This is a genomic window from Pseudomonas sp. GM41(2012) (genome assembly GCF_000282315.2).
Taxonomy (GTDB): domain Bacteria; phylum Pseudomonadota; class Gammaproteobacteria; order Pseudomonadales; family Pseudomonadaceae; genus Aquipseudomonas.
In genome coordinates, this window is sequence record NZ_AKJN02000011.1 from 98,687 (window position 1) to 117,044 (window position 18,358).

General features: G+C 58.3%; 22 protein-coding genes. 9 read left to right on the forward strand and 13 right to left on the reverse strand.

The features are described from left to right. The first annotated feature begins 85 nt into the window (after positions 1-85). Positions 86-1,189 carry an NADH:flavin oxidoreductase gene (locus PMI27_RS02440; protein WP_008150713.1) on the forward strand — a complete coding sequence of 368 codons (1,104 nt, stop codon included), beginning with the start codon at positions 86-88 and terminating at the stop codon, positions 1,187-1,189. Positions 1,190-1,302: 113 nt separating this feature from the next. Here PMI27_RS02440 and PMI27_RS02435 read toward each other — a convergent pair whose 3' ends face one another. Continuing rightward, positions 1,303-2,502 (reverse strand): glycosyltransferase family 4 protein, encoded by a 1,200-nt coding sequence (locus PMI27_RS02435; RefSeq protein WP_008150711.1) that lies wholly within the window; start codon positions 2,500-2,502, stop codon positions 1,303-1,305. Between the two features lie 40 nt (positions 2,503-2,542). Further along, positions 2,543-3,295, reverse strand: coding sequence for a sulfate transporter CysZ (gene cysZ / locus PMI27_RS02430; RefSeq protein ID WP_008150709.1), 753 nt, complete (start codon positions 3,293-3,295; stop codon positions 2,543-2,545). 316 nt (positions 3,296-3,611) lie between these two features. Here cysZ and trxB point away from each other — a divergent pair, with 316 nt between their 5' ends. Then, positions 3,612-4,568, forward strand: coding sequence for a thioredoxin-disulfide reductase (trxB, locus tag PMI27_RS02425; protein WP_008150707.1), 957 nt, complete (start codon positions 3,612-3,614; stop codon positions 4,566-4,568). Positions 4,569-4,748: 180 nt separating this feature from the next. On the opposite strand, the gene PMI27_RS02420 is transcribed toward trxB, so the two are convergent. The 7 genes from PMI27_RS02420 to PMI27_RS02390 all read right to left on the reverse strand — a co-directional run bounded on the left by PMI27_RS02420 (position 4,749) and on the right by PMI27_RS02390 (position 9,324). After that, complete coding sequence (locus PMI27_RS02420; RefSeq protein ID WP_008150704.1) at positions 4,749-5,999, reverse strand: 2-aminoadipate transaminase; 1,251 nt, start codon at positions 5,997-5,999, stop codon at positions 4,749-4,751. Positions 6,000-6,218: 219 nt separating this feature from the next. Next, positions 6,219-6,557, reverse strand: a complete 339-nt coding sequence (locus tag PMI27_RS02415) for a HopJ type III effector protein (protein WP_008150702.1) — start codon at positions 6,555-6,557, stop codon at positions 6,219-6,221. Continuing rightward, complete coding sequence (locus tag PMI27_RS02410; protein ID WP_008150700.1) at positions 6,550-6,846, reverse strand: DUF1244 domain-containing protein; 297 nt, start codon at positions 6,844-6,846, stop codon at positions 6,550-6,552. Before PMI27_RS02410 ends, PMI27_RS02415 begins: the two co-directional genes overlap by 8 nt. Positions 6,847-6,914: 68 nt before the next feature. Beyond that, on the reverse strand, positions 6,915-7,286 hold the full coding sequence (gene folX, locus PMI27_RS02405) for a dihydroneopterin triphosphate 2'-epimerase (protein ID WP_008150698.1): 372 nt from the start codon (positions 7,284-7,286) through the stop codon (positions 6,915-6,917). Positions 7,287-7,288: 2 nt separating this feature from the next. Continuing rightward, on the reverse strand, positions 7,289-7,864 hold the full coding sequence (gene folE / locus PMI27_RS02400) for a GTP cyclohydrolase I FolE (RefSeq protein ID WP_008150696.1): 576 nt from the start codon (positions 7,862-7,864) through the stop codon (positions 7,289-7,291). Between the two features lie 22 nt (positions 7,865-7,886). Continuing rightward, entirely contained in the window at positions 7,887-8,597 is a 711-nt protein-coding gene (gene folM / locus PMI27_RS02395) for a dihydromonapterin reductase (RefSeq protein ID WP_008150694.1), read from the reverse strand. A 157-nt stretch (positions 8,598-8,754) separates the two neighbouring features. After that, on the reverse strand, positions 8,755-9,324 hold the full coding sequence (locus PMI27_RS02390; RefSeq protein ID WP_008150693.1) for an antibiotic biosynthesis monooxygenase: 570 nt from the start codon (positions 9,322-9,324) through the stop codon (positions 8,755-8,757). A gap of 212 nt (positions 9,325-9,536) precedes the next feature. On the opposite strand from PMI27_RS02390, the gene PMI27_RS02385 reads away from it, so the two are divergent. Then, the gene (locus tag PMI27_RS02385) at positions 9,537-10,496 is read left to right on the forward strand and encodes a MerR family transcriptional regulator (protein WP_008150691.1); all 960 of its coding nucleotides are present in this window, start codon (positions 9,537-9,539) and stop codon (positions 10,494-10,496) included. A gap of 1 nt (position 10,497) precedes the next feature. Here PMI27_RS02385 and PMI27_RS02380 read toward each other — a convergent pair whose 3' ends face one another. Continuing rightward, positions 10,498-11,103, reverse strand: a complete 606-nt coding sequence (locus PMI27_RS02380; protein ID WP_008150689.1) for a hypothetical protein — start codon at positions 11,101-11,103, stop codon at positions 10,498-10,500. A gap of 54 nt (positions 11,104-11,157) precedes the next feature. Next, entirely contained in the window at positions 11,158-11,634 is a 477-nt protein-coding gene (locus PMI27_RS02375) for a PAS domain-containing protein (protein WP_008150687.1), read from the reverse strand. Positions 11,635-11,788: 154 nt separating this feature from the next. Here PMI27_RS02375 and PMI27_RS02370 point away from each other — a divergent pair, with 154 nt between their 5' ends. Next, positions 11,789-12,244, forward strand: a complete 456-nt coding sequence (locus tag PMI27_RS02370; protein ID WP_008150685.1) for a flavodoxin — start codon at positions 11,789-11,791, stop codon at positions 12,242-12,244. Here the strand turns inward: PMI27_RS02370 and PMI27_RS02365 are convergent. Next, positions 12,225-13,121, reverse strand: a complete 897-nt coding sequence (locus PMI27_RS02365) for a LysR family transcriptional regulator (RefSeq protein ID WP_008150682.1) — start codon at positions 13,119-13,121, stop codon at positions 12,225-12,227. The two genes, PMI27_RS02370 and PMI27_RS02365, sit on opposite strands and share 20 nt — an antisense overlap. Positions 13,122-13,217: 96 nt before the next feature. On the opposite strand from PMI27_RS02365, the gene PMI27_RS02360 reads away from it, so the two are divergent. The 5 genes from PMI27_RS02360 (at position 13,218) to PMI27_RS02340 (ending at position 17,135) form a co-directional block, all read left to right on the forward strand. Continuing rightward, complete coding sequence (locus tag PMI27_RS02360; RefSeq protein ID WP_008150681.1) at positions 13,218-13,604, forward strand: CidA/LrgA family protein; 387 nt, start codon at positions 13,218-13,220, stop codon at positions 13,602-13,604. Further along, positions 13,594-14,280, forward strand: a complete 687-nt coding sequence (locus PMI27_RS02355; protein WP_008150679.1) for an LrgB family protein — start codon at positions 13,594-13,596, stop codon at positions 14,278-14,280. Before PMI27_RS02360 ends, PMI27_RS02355 begins: the two co-directional genes overlap by 11 nt. A gap of 147 nt (positions 14,281-14,427) precedes the next feature. Then, positions 14,428-15,210: a class II aldolase/adducin family protein gene (locus PMI27_RS02350; protein ID WP_008150676.1), complete on the forward strand. Its 783-nt coding sequence runs from the start codon at positions 14,428-14,430 to the stop codon at positions 15,208-15,210. Further along, complete coding sequence (locus tag PMI27_RS02345) at positions 15,210-16,112, forward strand: alpha/beta fold hydrolase (protein ID WP_008150673.1); 903 nt, start codon at positions 15,210-15,212, stop codon at positions 16,110-16,112. Before PMI27_RS02350 ends, PMI27_RS02345 begins: the two co-directional genes overlap by 1 nt. Positions 16,113-16,223: 111 nt before the next feature. After that, complete coding sequence (locus PMI27_RS02340) at positions 16,224-17,135, forward strand: SDR family oxidoreductase (RefSeq protein ID WP_008150671.1); 912 nt, start codon at positions 16,224-16,226, stop codon at positions 17,133-17,135. A 78-nt stretch (positions 17,136-17,213) separates the two neighbouring features. Here PMI27_RS02340 and PMI27_RS02335 read toward each other — a convergent pair whose 3' ends face one another. Beyond that, the gene (locus tag PMI27_RS02335; protein ID WP_008150669.1) at positions 17,214-17,981 is read right to left on the reverse strand and encodes an N-acetylmuramoyl-L-alanine amidase; all 768 of its coding nucleotides are present in this window, start codon (positions 17,979-17,981) and stop codon (positions 17,214-17,216) included. Positions 17,982-18,358: the final 377 nt, after the last annotated feature.

The following is an 18,358-nucleotide window of genomic DNA, read 5'->3' on the forward strand; positions in this document are numbered from 1 at the left end:
TAGTGCTGTGCATCGCTTGCCGCTCCGCATATTATCGCCGTCATAAAATCTCTGTCCCGTCGATACCGTTTTCGTGGAGCGTCCCATGCCCGTCAAAGCCCTGTTCAAACCGTTCCACCTCGGCACCCTCGAACTGCCGACCCGCGTCGTCATGGCGCCGATGACCCGTTCGTTTTCGCCGGGTGGCGTTCCCAATTCCAAAGTGATTGAGTACTACCGTCGTCGCGCCGCTGCGGGTGTGGGTCTGATCATCACCGAAGGCACTACCGTCGGCCACAAGGCTTCCAACGGTTACCCGAACGTGCCGCATTTCTACGGCGAAGCGGCATTGGCCGGCTGGAAGAAAGTGGTCGACGCGGTGCACGCCGAGGGCGGCAAGATCGTTCCTCAGCTGTGGCATGTCGGCAGCGTGCGCCGCATCGGCACCGAACCGGACGCCAGCGTGCCGGGTTACGGTCCGTCGGAGAAATTGAAGGACGGTCAGGTCGTGGTTCACGGCATGACCCGGCAAGATATCCAGGACGTGATCGCCGCATTTGCCCTGGCCGCCAAAGACGCCCAGAGCATCGGCATGGACGGCGTGGAAATTCACGGTGCCCACGGCTACCTCGTGGACCAGTTCTTCTGGGAAGGCAGCAACCAGCGCACCGACGAATACGGCGGCAGCCTGGCCAACCGTTCGCGTTTTGCCATTGAACTGATCCAGGCTGTGCGTGCCGCGGTCGGCGAAGGCTTCCCGATCATCTTCCGCTTCTCGCAGTGGAAGCAGCAGGATTACACCGCGCGTCTGGTGCAAACACCCGAGGCGTTGGGCGAATTCCTCAAGCCGTTGTCCGACGCCGGCGTGGATATTTTCCACTGCTCGACGCGTCGTTTCTGGGAGCCGGAGTTCGACGGTTCCGAGCTGAACCTGGCCGGCTGGACCCGTAAGCTCACCGGTAAACCGACCATCACCGTGGGCAGTGTCGGCCTGGATGGCGAATTCCTGCAGTTCATGGTCAACACCGACAAGATCGCGCAGCCGGCCAGCCTGGAAAAACTGCTGGAGCGTTTGAACAATGATGAGTTCGACCTGGTGGCGGTCGGTCGTGCGCTGCTGGTGGACCCGGACTGGGCGCAGAAAGTGCGTGACGGCCGTGAAGAAGACATCCTGCCGTTCAGCCGTGAGGCGTTGATGACCCTGGTTTAAGCGGCGCCTGCACTGACGCTATCGCGGGCAAGCCTTGCTCCTACGGTTTTGTGTCGATTCACACATTTGTATTCGACAAAGAACCGTAGGAGCAAGGCTTGCCCGCGATGCTTTTAAGGCAAAAACGCTGCATCGGGTAGGGTTTGCCCCTGCATACAAGCCCCGCGCAACTGCCCCTCAAACTGCTCGATAATCGCTGCCCACCCTTGGCGACTCGCATGCTGACGCGCATTAAGCCGCACGCAGCGCAAGGTTTCGCGCTCCTCCAACAGCCAACACACCGCATCGCAAAACGCCTCTTCGTCCCCCGGCATCGCCAGTACGCCGTTGTAGCCATGGCGAATGTGCTGAGCCGCTGCTGCCTGATCGTAGGCCACCACACCCAAACCCGAAGCCAGTGCCTCAAGCACCACGTTGCCGAACGTCTCGGTCAGGCTTGGAAACAGAAACACATCTCCCGACGCATAGTGACTGGCCAAGGCTTCTCCGCGTTGAGAGCCACAGAAAATCGCCTCGGGCAGTTCTTTCTCCAGGATCACTCGTTGCGGGCCGTCGCCGATCACGATCAACTTCAGGTTTTTCTGTGGATAAGTCGTGCGCAGCCTGTCGAAACTGCGCTTGAGCAAGCCGAGATTTTTCTCCTGGGCCAGGCGACCTACATGGATGACGGCAATGTCACTGTCGGCCAGACCCCACTGTTCGCGTAGCGACGTCAGCCGCTTGCTCGGGTGAAACAACTGGCTGTCGACCCCACGCGACAGCAACGCCAGGCGCTCGAAATGCCGGCGCTCCAGTTCCATTCGTTGACTCACGCTCGGCACCAGGGTCAGCGTCGAACGATTGTGAAACCAGCGCAGGTAGTGGGTCAGCAATCGCGTCAGCAGTCCAAGCCCATACTGACTGGAGTACTGCTGGAAATTAGTGTGAAAGCCGCTGACCACCGAAATCCCCAAGCGCCGCGCCGCGCGCAACGCGGACAATCCCAGCGGTCCTTCCGTGGCGATGTACAGCACGTCCGGCCGATGACGTTTCCAGCGCCGCAGCAGCTTGTGCATCGACGACTGACCCCATTGCAAGCCGGGATAACCCGGCAGCGGCCAGCCCCGACATAGCAACAACGCATCGTCGCTGCCCTGCTGCTGATCGCAACCCTGTCGTGGCCGCACCAATTCCACCTGATGCCCGCGCGCGCGCAAACCGTCACACAAGCGGCCGAGGGTATTGGCCACTCCGTTGATTTCGGGAGGGAAGGTTTCTGTGATCAGAGTGATATGCAGAACTGTCGTCATGACCTCAGTGTCGGCTGAGGCCATGTCGTCAATGTGACGGTGGGATGATGAATTTGTGACCGAATCAGCGCTGGACTACCAGGTTTTCCGCGCCGCGTTCACGCACCCAGAACAAGGTCGCACCCGCCACGGCGGCCGGCATCATCAGGATGTTGACCACCGGAATCAACAGCACCAGATAAACAATCCCGCCAAAACTCATGCTCTGCCAGCGCTTCTCGCGCAGCCAGGCGAGCATCTCGTTCCAGCCCAGTTTGTGGTTATCCGCCGGGTAGTCGATGTACTGGATCGCCATCATCCATACCCCGAACAACAGCCACAATGGTGCGGCAATGATGTTAACCACAGGGATGAACGAGAGGATGAACAACCCGATCGCACGTGGCAGGAAGTAGCCGAGTTTGCGCATCTCACGGGACAGGGTGCGGGGGATCATGGCGATCAGTTCGCCCCAGCTGAAGGACGGGAAGTCGTCAGTGCCGCGCACCACGACTTCGACTTTTTCCGCGAGGAAACCGTTGAATGGCGCGGCGATGACGTTGGCGAGCATGGTGAAGGTAAAAAACACCATCAAAACGACAAGCACGACAAAAATCGGCCACAGGATGTAACTGAGGAAACTCAGCCAGTCGGGCAGGGACGGCATCAACGTATCGACCCACAGGCTGAATTGATGGCTGGCCAGGTAGATCAATCCGACGAACAGCACCAGGTTGATCACCAGCGGCAACAGCACGAACAAACGCAGGCTTGGGCTCAGGACCAACTTGAGGCCTTCGCGCAGGTATTGCGGGCCGGACAGAACGGGGGCGGGCATAACGTGCTCCGAGCAAAGGGGAAACGCGCCGACCTTACCGGCTTTGCCTGACGGACGAAAGCGCGGTAGCAGCATCGACATTAACTGTAACAAAGGCGCCTATGCATCCATCGTGATCGGATAGAGACCGCCTATGAGCTGGATTGTTAAACCGTATTTCCTTAATCTTCGCCCCCTCGATACGCTGCACCCCATACTTTTTACAGGACTGTCGAGCTCAAGCCTTCCCCAAGTGCTTTCAACGGTCCTTTTTTATTCCCGCCGGCAACCCGGCGTTCCGCGCCAGATGTTTCGGGCCGGTCAACAGGAGCAGGTCATGTCTGAAGTCCGTCATTCGCGAGTGATTATTCTCGGTTCCGGCCCTGCCGGTTACAGCGCCGCAGTCTATGCCGCCCGTGCCAACCTCAAGCCACTGCTGATCACCGGCATGCAAGCCGGCGGTCAACTGACCACCACCACCGAAGTCGACAACTGGCCTGGCGACGTCCACGGCCTGACCGGCCCGGCGCTGATGGACCGCATGAAAGAGCACGCCGAGCGCTTTGAAACCGAAATCGTCTTCGATCACATCAATGCCGTGGACTTCGCTGCCAAGCCGTACACCCTGACCGGCGACAGCGCGACTTACACCTGCGACGCCCTGATCATCGCCACCGGCGCCAGCGCTCGTTACCTGGGCCTGCCGTCGGAAGAAGCGTTCATGGGCAAAGGCGTTTCGGCCTGCGCGACTTGCGATGGTTTCTTCTACCGCAACAAGCCAGTGGCCGTGGTCGGTGGCGGCAACACCGCTGTCGAAGAGGCGCTGTACCTGGCCAACATCGCCAGCAAGGTCACCCTGATCCACCGTCGCGAAACCTTCCGCGCCGAGAAGATCCTGATCGACAAGCTGAATGCACGGGTTGCCGAAGGCAAAATCGTCTTGAAGCTGAACTCGACGCTGGACGAAGTCCTGGGCGACAACATGGGCGTGACCGGTGCCCGCCTGAAGAACAACGACGGCAGCTTCGACGAGCTGACAGTCGACGGCGTGTTCATCGCCATCGGCCACACCCCGAACACTTCGCTGTTCGAAGGCCAGCTGACGTTGAAAGATGGCTACCTGGTGGTGCAGGGCGGCCGTGACGGCAACGCCACTGCCACCAGCCTCGAAGGTATCTTTGCTGCCGGTGACGTGGCTGACCACGTTTACCGTCAGGCCATCACCTCGGCCGGCGCTGGCTGCATGGCGGCACTGGACGCCGAGCGCTACCTCGACGACCTGCAGAACGCTTGATTCTGATTCTGTAGAAAGCAAAAAACCGGCTTCGGCCGGTTTTTTTGTGCCCGCGATTTAGCTGCCTATCAAAGAACCTGTGGGAGCGAGCTTGCTTGCGATAGCGGTGTGTCAGTCGATATCAGTGTTGAATGATAGATGGCTATCGCGAGCAAGCCCGCTCCCACAGAGGTTTTGTGTTCAGGACAATTTCTTAAGACACGCCTCGAAAATATCCAGCCCTTCTTCCAGCACCGCTGCCTCAGTGGTCAACGGCGCCAAAAGCCGAATGATGTGGCGCGACTTGCCACTGGGCATCAGCAGCAAACCGGCATCTCGTGCCAATGCCAATAGCTGCGTCAATTGCGCCGATGCCGGTGTGCCGTCGGCATTGATCAATTCAATACCGCGCATAGCGCCAACGCCGGTCAGGCGGCCCAGAAACGGGGAAAGCTTGTTGGCGCGCCAGGCTTCGTAGCGGCTGACGATGGCTTCTTCCTGTTGCGAACCCCAGGCGAGCAGGTTCGCATCGGTCATCTCGTCCAGGGTTGCCAGTGCCGCGGCGCAGGCAATCGGGTTGCCCGAATAGGTGCCGCCCAGTCCGCCCTTGGGCAAGGTGTCGAGCAGCGACTTGCGCCCGACCACCGCACCCAGTGGTATGCCGCCAGCAATGCTTTTAGCGAGCAGAATCAGATCGGGCTCAATGCCCAGTCGCGAAAATGCAAAGCGCTGGCCGGTGCGACCGAAGCCGGACTGGATTTCATCAGCGATCAGCAGGATGTTTTTTTCATCACAGAAGCGACGTAGCGCCTGGGCGAACTCCACGTCCAGCGTCAAGAAACCCGATTCGCCTTGCACCGGTTCGACGATAAAACAGGCGACGTCATCGACGTCGATCTCGACGCTGAACAGCCGGTCCATGGCTTTTAGAGCCTCGGCGCAGGTCACGCCGTTGTCCTTGCTCGGGAAGGGCAGGTGAAAAACCGGGCCCGGCAGCACGCCGACTTTCTGTTTGTAGGGCGCGACTTTGCCGTTGAGGTTGAGCGTGGCAAGGGTGCGGCCATGGAAGGCGCCGTCGAAGGCGATGACGGCCGTGCGACCGGTGGCGCCACGCACGATCTTCAGGGCGTTTTCAGCCGCTTCAGCGCCGCTGTTGGTGAGCATGCCGCTGACCGGGTAGTCCACCGGAATAAACGCGGTGAGACGATCCATCAGTTCGAGGTAGGGCACATGCGGGGCGGCGTTGAATGCGTAGTGGGTCAGCCGGGTGGCTTGTTCGCGAATGGCCTCGACGATGCGCGGATGGCAATGGCCGAGGTTCAATACACCGATGCCGCCGACGAAGTCGATGTAGCGTTTGCCATCGGTGTCCCAGACCTCGGCATTTTTGCCGTGGCTGAGCGTGACGGGATGAACGATGTTGATCGATTGGCTGATGGTTTCGCTGCTCATGGATGACCGACTCTGAAGAAGGGATGCTTCTTTTTATCTAAGCCGTGAGCAGCGGTGCCCGGCAAACGAAATAAAGTTGCCGGGTCAATCTTAAAAGTCGGGATGTGCCCTGGAAGATCAAAAGATCGCAGCCTCGTTTCACTCGACAGCTCCTACAGGGATCGTGTTTCTCTGTAGGAGCTGTCGAGTGAAACGAGGCTGCGATCTTTTAAGTTTGAATTAGCGGCGGTTCAGCGGTTGCTGCGAGAACTTCACACCGGCCAACCCATGCGCAATCAACGCACGAATATTGCCGTGATCGCTGCCCTCAGGCGTCGCCACCACCGAACGGTAATGCTCGCCGAACGCCAACAGCGCTTCTTCATCGCTCAAGCCTTCCAGCAGCGCCAGACCCAATGTCTTGCACGAACCTTCGTTCTGCCCGGCTGCGTTTTCCACGCCGCCGTTGTTGAAAGCCTGGGGCTGATAGTCGTAGCCGGCGGCGATGAAGGCCAGGGTGTCGGCAAAAACATGTTCGCCGCTCTTGAGGCTGGCGCGCAGGGTGTTCAAATCACTCATTGGGTTTTCCTTTGGCGAACGCCGCTTGTTGTTCGGCGTTGGCTTCTTGCTGGTATTGGGCTTTCCACTCGGCGTACGGCATGCCGTAAACCACTTCGCGGGCGTCATCGAGGCTGACCTCGATCTGGCGTTCATCGGCAGCAGCCTTGTACCACTTGGACAGGCAGTTACGGCAGAAACCGGAGAGGTTCATCAGGTCGATGTTCTGCACATCCTTGCGGCTGTCCAGGTGGGCGACCAGCCGGCGAAAGGCGGCGGCTTCGAGTTCCAGGCGTTGTTGATCGGTCATGGCGGGCTCTGTGCAATCAAATCGTGGCGCGGATGATAAAAGTCTGACGAACAATGTGCCAGACGCGGTCAGCGGCTCGCGGCGAGGGTAATCGATACCGACTCGGCGAAACGCAGGGCGTGGGGCTTGTCGACTTCGACCTCGGCGTACAACACCGACTCGTTGGCCATGACCAGATCGAGAATTTCCTGAGTCAGGCGTTCGAGCAGGGCGAAGCGATTGCCTTCCACGTGGGCGATGATCGCCTTGGTGATGGTGCGGTAATTCAGCGCGTGATCGATGTCGTTGTCACGCACCGCTTCCTGAGCGGCATACAGAATGGTCAGGTTGATCTGCACATCCTGCTTGTTGAGGATTTCATCCTCGTTGATCCCGATGAAGGTCCGCAGGCACAGGTTCTTGACCCGGATGCGTGCCGTTCCTGGTTGAAGTTGTGGCATTGCTACTTGCTCCGTCCAATCAATTGCAGGAACTCCTGGCGGGTATTGCTCGACTCGCGGAAGGCGCCGAGCATCACCGAGGTGTTCATGGTCGAATTCTGTTTCTCGACGCCACGCATCATCATGCACATGTGCTTGGCTTCGATGACCACCGCGACGCCCGCCGCGCCGGTCACTTGCTGTACAGCTTCGGCGATTTGCCGAGTGAGGTTTTCCTGGATTTGCAGGCGACGGGCGAACATGTCCACCAGTCGCGCAATCTTCGACAGGCCCAGCACTTTGCCCGTTGGAATATAAGCCACATGCGCCTTGCCGATGAAGGGCAGCATGTGATGTTCGCAGAGCGAGTACAGCTCGATGTTGTCGACGATGATCATTTCATCGTTGTCGGACGCGAACAGCGCGCCGTTGACGATCTCTTCGACACTTTGTTCATAACCACGGCAGAGGTACTGCATGGCTTTTGCCGCGCGAACCGGGGTGTCTTGCAGACCTTCGCGGTCGGGGTTCTCACCGAGGCCGATGAGGATCTCGCGGTAGCTCTGGGACAGGGCGTTCTGGTGCAGGGATAACGTCATGGAACATCCTCGCGGGGGCCGCTTATTTGATGTGCCGTCCGCCGTTGACGGTCAGGGTCGTGCCGGTGACATAAGGGTTGTCGAGCAAATAACGCAGGCTCTGGTAGATCACTTCGCTGCCGGGTTCAATGCCCAGCGCGGATTTGGCGAGTGCCTTGGCGCGGTACGCCGCGTCGTCGTCGGGCTTGAACATTAGCAGGGCTGGCGCGATACCGTTGACCTTGATTGTCGGCGCGTATTTCGCGGCGAAGGACAGGGTGAGGCTGTCGAGCCCGGCTTTGCTGGCGCAGTAGCCAATATGCTTGCTGCTGCCCTTGCGGGTCACGTCGTCGCTGATGTGCACGATGTCGGCGGGGCTTGAGCGTTGCAGCAAGTCGGCACAATGCAGATTGATCAGGTAGGGCGCCAGCATGTGGACGTTGAACATGCGGATGAAGGCTGCGGCGTCGGTGTCCGGGCTTTCGGTCAGCCATTCGGAGGCGTTATGGACAATCGCCCGCAGGCTGTCGGTGTGGTTTTTCAGTTCGCTGATAAACGCGAAGATCCCGGCTTCAGTAGAAAAATCTGCAAACACCGCGGTTGCCCCCAGGTCACGCAGGACTTGCACGCCGGGGCGGTCACTGCGGTAGCTGAAGATCACCGGCTGGCCATCCTCGAGCAAACGCTGCGCACAGTGCAGGCCGACACGCTGGCCGGCACCGGTGATGAGGATTGGGGCTACGAAAGAGGTCATGAACGGCACGCGTCGCGGTAAGAGCAAAACTATACCAGCGCGCGGAGCCGTTCACCTCTATCCCGTAGGAGCAAAGCTTGCTCGCGATGAACGATGACGCGGTTTCACAGAAAGACCGCGTTGCCCCTATCGCGGGCAAGCCTTGCTCCTACAACGGCTAGCTGTTCTGAGTGGAGGGCTCGGCGGGCAGCGGTCGTTGCGGCGTGGTGTTCAGCCAGTTGGCCAGCAGGCGGGTCGACAGCGGAATGAAGAAGTAGACCATCAGTGGGGTCAGGCACAAGGTGCTGATGAACACCCGGCTCAGTAAACCCATGTCGCTCAGCAACGGCCCGAGGACAAAGTTGAACAGCAGGGAAACCGGGAAGAATGCCAACCAGATCGCCACGGCCTGTTTCCAGCGTGGTGGCCGCTGGCCGGCCGCGCCGAACCAGCCTTCAATTCCACTGACACGATGTTCCGTTGGATGGGCAAACAAGTCACTGCCGCGTGCCAGCCATGCGGTGCGCGAGGCGGAATGCTCCCAGGCGTGCAAAGTCTGCTCGTCGGCGAAGCGGAAAATAATCTGGAATTCGTCATCGTCGGGCGGCGGAGCGAGCACGCCAGAACCGAGATAGCCGGAAAAATCAGTGGCCAGTTGTTCGCCTTCGTGCAACCAGGCGATCAGGTCTTGATAGCGCCCATCGGCGACGCGGCGCGCAACCATCAGCGTGACGGGTGAGGTAGACATTGTGTATCTCCGTATGACAATCGCGTCACTCCGGATAGGAGTTTCGCCAGGCGCAGCGCCGGGGTGGTGGGCTGCGTCTTGGAACAAGCAAGGATTATTCCTGATTCTGCCGGGTACGTCAGTGAACTTCGTCGCCATCAACGTCTTGAATGGTGTGGGGGCAGGAGAGGTAGAATGGGATCCAATTTCATACATGGATGTAGAACTATAAAATGCCTGTCCTGACTGACGTTGTCCCTGGATTGCAGCCCGGTCTTCCACTCGAGCAGGAAGAACTGTTTCCGATTCGCGAAGTGGCGCGCCTGACTGGGGTCAACCCGGTCACGCTACGTGCATGGGAGCGTCGCTATGGTCTGATACAACCCGCGCGCACCGAAAGTGGGCACAGACTGTATTCGATGATCGATATCGATCGTGTCCGCAGCATCCTTGGCTGGATCGAACGCGGTGTTGCTGTCAGTAAAATCGGCAAAATCCTGGCCAGGATTGCACCGCTTCAGGCCCTGTCGCACATCATCCCGAGTGAACTCGTACACGCTGACCACACGCAATGGCAGCAGCAAGTTCAGTCGGCGGTGAGTGCCTTTGATGAGGTTCAACTGGAGCAGGTCTATGGACAGATCTTTTCCAGTTATCCCCTGACTATCGTGTTTCAGGACATTCTGCTTCCACTCTGGAAGCAACTGCGGCAGCGCCATGAAGCATTCGGCCAGGCCAGCGAGTGGCTTTTTCTGGATGGTTTTCTGCGCTCCAGAGTGTTGCAACGCCTGCTGCTGGTGCGTGTCCTGCAGCCGCGACGGGTGATTGTCTGCGCCCTGAGCGATCAGTGTCGTGAACTCGAAGTGCTGGTAACGGCGCTGTTTCTGAGCAGCGTCGATTCGGCTATTCAAGTGTTGGCTATCGGTCAACCATTCGATGAATTGGCCCTGGTCTGCGAAAGAGTCAAGCCCCAGGCGCTGGTGCTGATTTCCAATTACGCGCCTGCGCTCGAGTTGCCACGGCGATTGAAGCGCCTGGCCTTGAGCCTGGATTGTCAGTTGATGCTGGCGGGGGATGCGTCCGATCTGGTGCAGGAAAGCCTGGCTGGATCGTCGATTGGATGTCTGGGTAACGAAGGATTGGTCATGCGTCAGCGTTTGAAACAGTTCCTGACGGGCAACCTGGACACTTGAATCAGAGATGCATTGCCGGATGCGTCAGCCGATGCTGTTGAAGGATGTACTGGCGCAGACGCTCGGTTTCGTCCTTGTCATCCTGATTCAACTGATAGGCATAGAAGCCGTTCCCGGTTTCTTTCTCGAAGGTGCCGCGCAACGCGATGCGCTCGTAGCCTGAAGGACTGAACCACAAGGCGAAATGTTTTGGCGGCTTGGTCTTGTTGCGAACTTCCAGCAAAACCCCTTTGAACGACACTTCGTGCACCCACATCGTACCGGGCTGGCCACTGGCATTCTCCAGTGCAACCGGTTCTTCGAGTACCAGGCGCCATGGCCGGACCATCGGTCCGTCTTCATAAATGCTGGGAACGCCAAGGCGTAAATGCATTGCGTGAAATTCGTCTTCCACCAGGTGCAGCGGGAAAGTCATTTGCTGATTTTCGAAGTTGGCCTGGATGGTGACTTGCTCATGAGCGGCAAGGCGCGTGAGCAGGTCACGGATCTGTGAACCACCGTTGACGAGCAGGCTCGACGTCGCATCCCGCACATTGAGTTGCGGGTTGTGTTGCATTTTCTGGATAAAATCCAGCTCATCCTGGGTCAGGAGTGCGTCGCGTTGCATGATCTGCTCGACAGAAAAAATTACAAAGTCACCGGTGATTGTAGTTAATGACAATCAATTCTTCGTTTTGTTTTTGCCGTTCGTCGCTTTTAGTGCGGCAAGCTCGGTCTGGACCTCGGCCAATTGCGCTTCCAACTGCGCGACTCGCTGCTGCGCCTTGACCTGAAGGGTGACGTCTTTCTGCACACCGATGAAATAAGTCTGTCCGTCATCAGGGTTCTTCATCGTCGAGAGAGACAGTTCGTTCCAGAACGGCGTGCCGTCCTTGCGATAATTTCTGAGGATTTCCCGGCAGGAACCACCACTGCTCAACGCCTCGCGAATCAACGGGAGCGCTTCCTGGTCGCGGTCCCCTGACTGAAGAAAACGGCAATCCTGGTAGAGGATTTCTTCGCTGGTGTAACCCGTCAGGCGTTCGAATGCCGGGTTGACGTAAATCAGGATGTTGTCCTGCTCGCCTTCTTTTTCGGCAATCACGATGCCGTCGTTGGAAGCGTTGATCACCATTTGCAGCAGTTGGGCGTTAATCATCGGAGAATCCTTTCCAATTTGATTGTGGGATGCATTCTAAAAGAACATTGAGAACTTTCTACTGGTCACCAGTGTTAATTGAGAGTCAATCGCAGCTTTTTTGCCACGGCTGTTAATATCCCCCGTCTTTTTACTCAGCTTCAGGATCAGATTGATGAAAGTCGCCATCCTTTCCGGCTCGGTGTACGGCACGGCTGAAGAAGTCGCCCGCCACGCCGCAAATATTTTAAAAGCAGCGGGTTTCGAAACCTGGCACAACCCGCGTGCGAGCCTCGCCGATGTTCAGGCCTTTGGCCCCGAAGCCTTCCTGGCGGTGACCTCGACCACCGGCATGGGCGAGTTACCGGACAACCTGCAACCGTTGTATTTCGCCATTCGCGACCAGTTGCCGGCGGCCTGGCGTGGCTTGCCGGGCGCCGTGATTGGTCTGGGCGATGCGAGTTACGGTGATACGTTTTGCGGCGGCGGCGAGCAAATGCGTGAATTGTTCGGCGAGCTGGGCCTACGCGAAGTCCTGCCCATGCTGCGCCTGGACGCCAGCGAAAGCGTGACGCCGGAAACCGACGCCGAGCCTTGGCTGGCGGAGTTGGTCAGCGCTCTGCGGGGCTGACCGGCCGCTCGCGCAGCAAGGCGAGCCAGGCTTGCGCGGCTTTTGACAAGTACGCGCCCTGACGCCAGATGAAGGCGATATCCCAACGCAGATAGCTCGGCGCGTTCAAGGTCAGGCGCACTACGCCTGGCCGCTCCAGCCCGCGTGCCACCACGCGCGGCAACAGCACCACCCCTTGACCGGCCGCCACCAGCGCCGCAAGAAAGTCAGCCTGGCCGCTGCGACCACCTTCCTTGGGCGTAAAACCCATCTGCTGGCAGGCTTGCAGCAAGCGGTCGTTGAGCACGAAGCTGCGCTGATACAGCAAGAATGGCGTGTCGGCCAATTCCTCCAGCCCAATCACGGTCTTCGACGCCAGCGGATGATCGGCCGGCAGCAGGGCGTCCAACGGTTCATCGCAGAAAGGCTGGAAGGCGAACTGCGGGTCCTTCGTTAACAGGCCGCCACCCAATTCCAGCTCACCACTCAAAACGGCCTGTTCGATGTTCAGGCTACCGCCCTCAAGCAATTGAATGCTGATGTTGGGGTAGCGGCGCCGGTACTCGGCGAACAGTCCGGCGAACAGCGCATCGCTGCCCAGTAGCGGCAAACCCAGGCGCAATTCCCCACGGGCCAGTTGGCTCAAGTCATCCAGCTCACTGAGTAGTTCCTTGCGCAGCCGCAACATGCCTTCGGCCCGTAGAAGGACCACGCTGCCGGCGGCAGTCAGGCGCAGCTGCGAACCCTGCCGTTCGAGCAGCGCAGTGCCCAGGCTCTGTTCCAGATGAGCGACCTGTTTGCTCACTGCCGATTGACTGATGTGCAGGGTCTTGGCGGCTTGAGTAAAACCACCCTGATGCATGACTTCGACGAAGCTGCGTAGCTGTTTGAATTCCATCTGCATGATTCCATTTTGGAATGGCTTCGAGTCTAACAATTCGCTTCGGGTATAGCAGCCCGCTCCTTAAAATGAGCACCTGTGAGGACCGAAGACATGAACGCATCGACCTTAAAAAAATTGGCTCGACTGGCGACCGAATTGGCCGTGCTGCTGGCCATCTACCTGCTCGGCTGCCAGATGGCCGTGTGGTTTGCCTGGCCGATTCCCGGTGGTGTCATCGGCATGGTGCTGTTGCTGCTGGCGTTCGCTTTAGGTGTGGTCAAACCGGCAACGCTGCAAATGGGCGCCGGCCTGTTGATGGCCGAGATGCTGTTGTTCTTCATTCCGGCGCTCATGAGCCTGCTCGATTACGGTGGTCTGCTGCGCAGCGACGGTTGGCGAATTTTGCTGGTGATCGGCGTCAGCACGCTAATGGTGATGCTGGTGACTGCATTTACCGTGGAACTGGTGGTGCGGTTGAGGAGTTCTCGTGAAGCTTGAGCTGATGCCGATGTTCTGGCTGGCCTTCACGCTGCTGGCCTATCTGTTCAGTCGCTGGATCTATCGGCGCACCGGGCGCTATGTGTTGTCGCCACTGATTCTGGTTCCAGCCTTGCTGTTGGCACTCGCTGTGCCGCTGCACACCGCGTATGCCGAATATTCGAGCAACACCCATTGGCTGATGTTGGTGCTGGGGCCGGTTACCGTCGCTTTTGCAGTACCTATCTGGCAGCAGCGGCAGATGCTCATGCGGCATTGGTCGGCGTTGTTGCTGGGGATGCTGGCGGGCAGCGCGGCGTCCATCGGCAGTTCGTTCGGGTTGGCCAAGGCGCTGGCACTGGACAGTTCGGTGACGATGTCGCTGGTGCCGCGCTCGATCACCACACCTTTTGCCATGCCGCTGGCCCATGACCTGGGTGGCGTACCGGAACTGACCGCGGTGTTTGTGATGTTCACCGGGGTGTTCGGGGCGATGCTCGGCGGCATTTTGCTCAAGTGGTTGCCCCTGCGCAGTGCCTTGGCTCGAGGGGCGCTGTTTGGTGTCGGTGCCCACGGTGCCGGAGTCAGTCGGGCGAATGAAGTGGGGGGTGAAGAGGGCTCGGTAGCGGGGTTAGTCATGGTTCTGACGGGGCTGCTGAATCTGTTCGCCGCCCCCTTGTTGGCGGCAGTACTTTGACATGGATCCACGTTCATCGGCGTACTGACTCGCTAGGCCATCAAGCTGGCTGCCAATGCAACTACACGATCCCCGGGGCGTGACTAGACTGGTGTAACGTCGGTAAACAATAGAAACCCCAAGAATAAAAATTAGAGGTTCCTTGCCGTGAACGTAGCTCCAGTCCAATCGCTACACAGTGTCAAAGACCAGGTCAGCGCCGCCGAATGGCAGACCCGAGTTGATCTTGCCGCCTGCTATCGTCTGGTCGCCCTGCATGGCTGGGATGACCTGATTTTTACCCACATCTCGGCCAAGGTCCCCGGTACCGAAGACTTTCTGATCAACCCGTTCGGGCTGATGTTCCACGAGATTACTGCGTCCAGCCTGGTCAAGGTCGATCAGGCCGGCAACAAGCTGATGGACAGTCCTTACGAGATCAACCCGGCCGGTTACACCATCCACAGCGCGGTGCACGAGGTTCGTCACGATGTCGTCTGCGTGCTGCACACCCACACCGCTGCCGGTGTCGCCGTGTCGGCGCAGAAACAAGGCATTTTGCCGATCAGCCAACAATCGTTGTTTGTCCTGTCCAGCCTGGCTTATCACGCCTACGAAGGTGTTGCGCTTAACCATGAAGAGAAAGCGCGGCTGCAAGCCGATCTCGGCGAAAACAATTTCCTGATGCTGCACAACCACGGTCTGCTGACCTGCGGCGGCACCATCGCCGATACGTTCCTGATGATGTTCACCTTCCAGCGCGCCTGCGATATCCAGGTGCTGGCGCAGAACGGTGGCGCCGAGTTGATCGCCATCGAACCGCAGATTCTGGCGGGCGCCAAGGCGATGATCGCCGGCGTCACCAAAAGTGCTCAAGGGATGGGCGGCGCACTGGCCTGGCCAGCGCTGCTGCGCAAACTCGATAAACAAGACCCGGGTTATAAACTCTAATGCCTCTCGCCGAGATTCCCCTGTGTGTCTGGCGCAAACGCGGCCAGACGTTCGTATTCCGTGGCCAGACCATCCGTTACTGGACGGCGGGGCAGGGTGAGCCACTGTTGCTCATTCATGGCTTCCCGACCGCCAGTTGGGACTGGCATTTCCTCTGGCAGCCTCTGACCCAGCGCTATCGGGTGATTGCCTGCGACATGCTCGGCTTTGGTGATTCGGCCAAACCGGTGGACCACGAATACAGCCTGCTGGAGCAGGCCGATCTGCAACAGGCCTTGCTGGCACACCTGAAGGTCGAGCAGTCGGTGCACCTGTTGGCCCACGATTATGGCGACAGCGTGGCTCAGGAACTGTTGGCCCGGCATTACGAAGCGTGCATTCATATCGCCAGTTGTGTGTTCCTCAATGGCGGCCTGTTTCCCGAAACCCATCGTCCGATACTGATGCAAAAGCTCCTGCTCAGCCCCTTGGGCTGGATGATCGGGCGAGCCTTTTCCCGTGACGGTCTGGTGAGGAGTTTCCGGCAGATCTTCGGTCCGCATAGCCGCCCTACCGAGAGCGAGATGGATGATTTCTGGAGCCTGATCGAGAGCAATCACGGGCCACGGATCATGCACAAATTGATCGCCTACATCCCTGAGCGGCGTGCCCAGCGCGAGCGTTGGGTCAGCGCAATGCAGCGTGGTGAAGTGCCGTTGCGGGTGATCGATGGTGAGGTCGATCCGATCTCTGGCGTGCACATGGTCAAGCGTTATCGGGAACTGATCCCGAACCCGGACACGGTCTTGTTGCCCGGTATTGGTCACTACCCGCAAACCGAGGCGCCGGGGCTGGTGCTCAAGCATTATCTGGAGTTTCGCGATCAGCTGGTTTCAACGCCGCGCAAGGTCGCCTGTTCCTGATTATCCCCCAGCCTTATCGCGCACCATTCAGCCTCACCCCAGTTCGTTGTGACTCGCATTGCCGTGCCTGACACTGGAACTTATTGTCCCCTGGCCTGCTGGAGTCCCCCAATGAATGAGTCTGTGCGCTTCGAAGATAAAGTCGTGATCATCACGGGTGCAGGCGGCGGCCTGGGCCGGGCCCACGCGCTGTTGTTCGCCAAACAGGGCGCCAAAGTGCTGGTCAACGATCTCGGCGGTTCGGCTCAGGGCGAAGGCGCAAACGCTTCGGCGGCCGACCGGGTGGTGGCCGAAATTCGTGAGGCCGGTGGCATCGCCGAGGCCAACCATGATTCCGTCACCGACGGCGACAAAATCGTTCAGAACGCCTTGGACACCTTCGGTCGCGTCGATGTAGTGGTCAACAACGCCGGGATCCTGCGGGACAAAACCTTCCACAAAATGGAAGACGCCGATTGGGACCTGGTTTACCGCGTCCACGTCGAAGGCGCCTATAAAGTCACCCGCGCCGCCTGGCCGCACCTGCGCGAGCAAAATTATGGCCGCGTGATTTTCACCGCTTCGACTTCGGGCATCTACGGCAACTTCGGTCAGTCCAACTACGGCATGGCCAAACTTGGTCTCTACGGCCTGACCCGTACCCTGGCCATTGAAGGTCGCAAGAACAACATCCTGGTCAACGCAATCGCGCCTACTGGCGGCACGCGCATGACTGAAGGCCTGATCCCGCCGCAAGTCTTCGAACAACTCAAGCCGGAACTGGTCAGCCCGCTGGTGGTGTACCTCGCCAGTGAGAACTGCCAGGAAACCTCCGGGCTGTTTGAAGTCGGTGGCGGCTGGATGGGCAAGGTGCGCTGGGAACGAAGCCTCGGCGCGGGGTTTGATCCGCGGATTGGGTTCTCGCCGGAAGATGTGGCGGCGCATTGGCAGCAGATCTGCGATTTCGAAGGCGCGGCGCATCCGCAGGACAATCTTGAAGCGCTGAAGGAAATGATGGCGAATTTGCAGAAGTATTCGATTTAATGGAAACCAGCAAGGTCACCATTTTTTGACCTTGCTGGTTCTTGATAGTCGGTTCCGACATCTGGTTTGCAGTGGTTTTCAAGGAAAATACTTGTGAACCAATGCCGCCAGATTCGCTGCCGTTTGCGCATCTATGATCCCGTCGTACATTTCCGGGCGAAAGTGCAGCTGAAAGGCCCGAACAAGGTGTGTGAAGCCTTGTTCGGTTGATGCGCCGGAAACGTCGTACCCGTAAGTCTTGAACAGTTTGAGCAAGTCGCTTCGGGCTGGAATGCCGGTCTCGCAATATTGCTGCAGATAGATATCTCGGGTGGCTTCGTCGAACCAGGCACCGACGCCTTTCAAGTAAAGGGCATGCCAGGGGAATTTCGGCCCTGGGTCACTCTTGCGGCCGACCGCAATATCCGAATGCCCCAGAACCTGGGTCGGGCTGATATCCGGGTAACGTTCAAGGATGTTTAACGCCAATTCTTCAATGGCGGCAATTTGTTCTGGCTGATACGGCGGAAAGTTGAAAACCCCTTGGCTAAACGTTGCAAGGTTGACGATTTCAACGCCGATAGACGTGTCGTTCAGATTACTTCGATTGCCCCAGGTGCTGACGCCTGCATGCCACGCGCGCTTGGTTTCGTCGACGAGATTGAAAACTTCCTGCCCGGTATAACCTGCTTTCAAGTAGCTCGGATCGGTGATGTCGGGAACCAGGTAGTGGGCGCTGACATTCGGACCGATGAGTGCATTGACCGAACTGGAGAAGTTGCCGGCTGTGTAGTGGAAGATCAGAAAGCGTACGCGGGTGTTGAAGCTTTTGGTGGAGCGGTACTTGTTGTAGTCGATAGGTTTCATGAACAGATTGCTCGCAATTAATTGGGTTAGAGTCAGCGTGCAAAAGAATGGCTGACTTGTTTTTAACCTTAATCGCGAGGGTGCTTCGCGTGATTACAGATCTATGTAGTCGCTTTCCGAGAGGTGTGTAGGTAATAGAAAGTTAGAGTGGATTAAGTAATGGGCGCCACTTTTACTTCTGCAAATCTTTGCCATCGCTATAAAACCATCCCCCATAAAAAAGGCCGCTGCAAACGCAGCGGCCAAAGTAAGACGATTGATCAAGGAGCAATAAATCAACGTCAGTGAACACGGGGCGATGAGTCGAACATCTTCAACTCCTCTGAAATCTGTTACCCATGGCGTGGACTGGCCACCGCCATTGTTTCGTGCTTTCC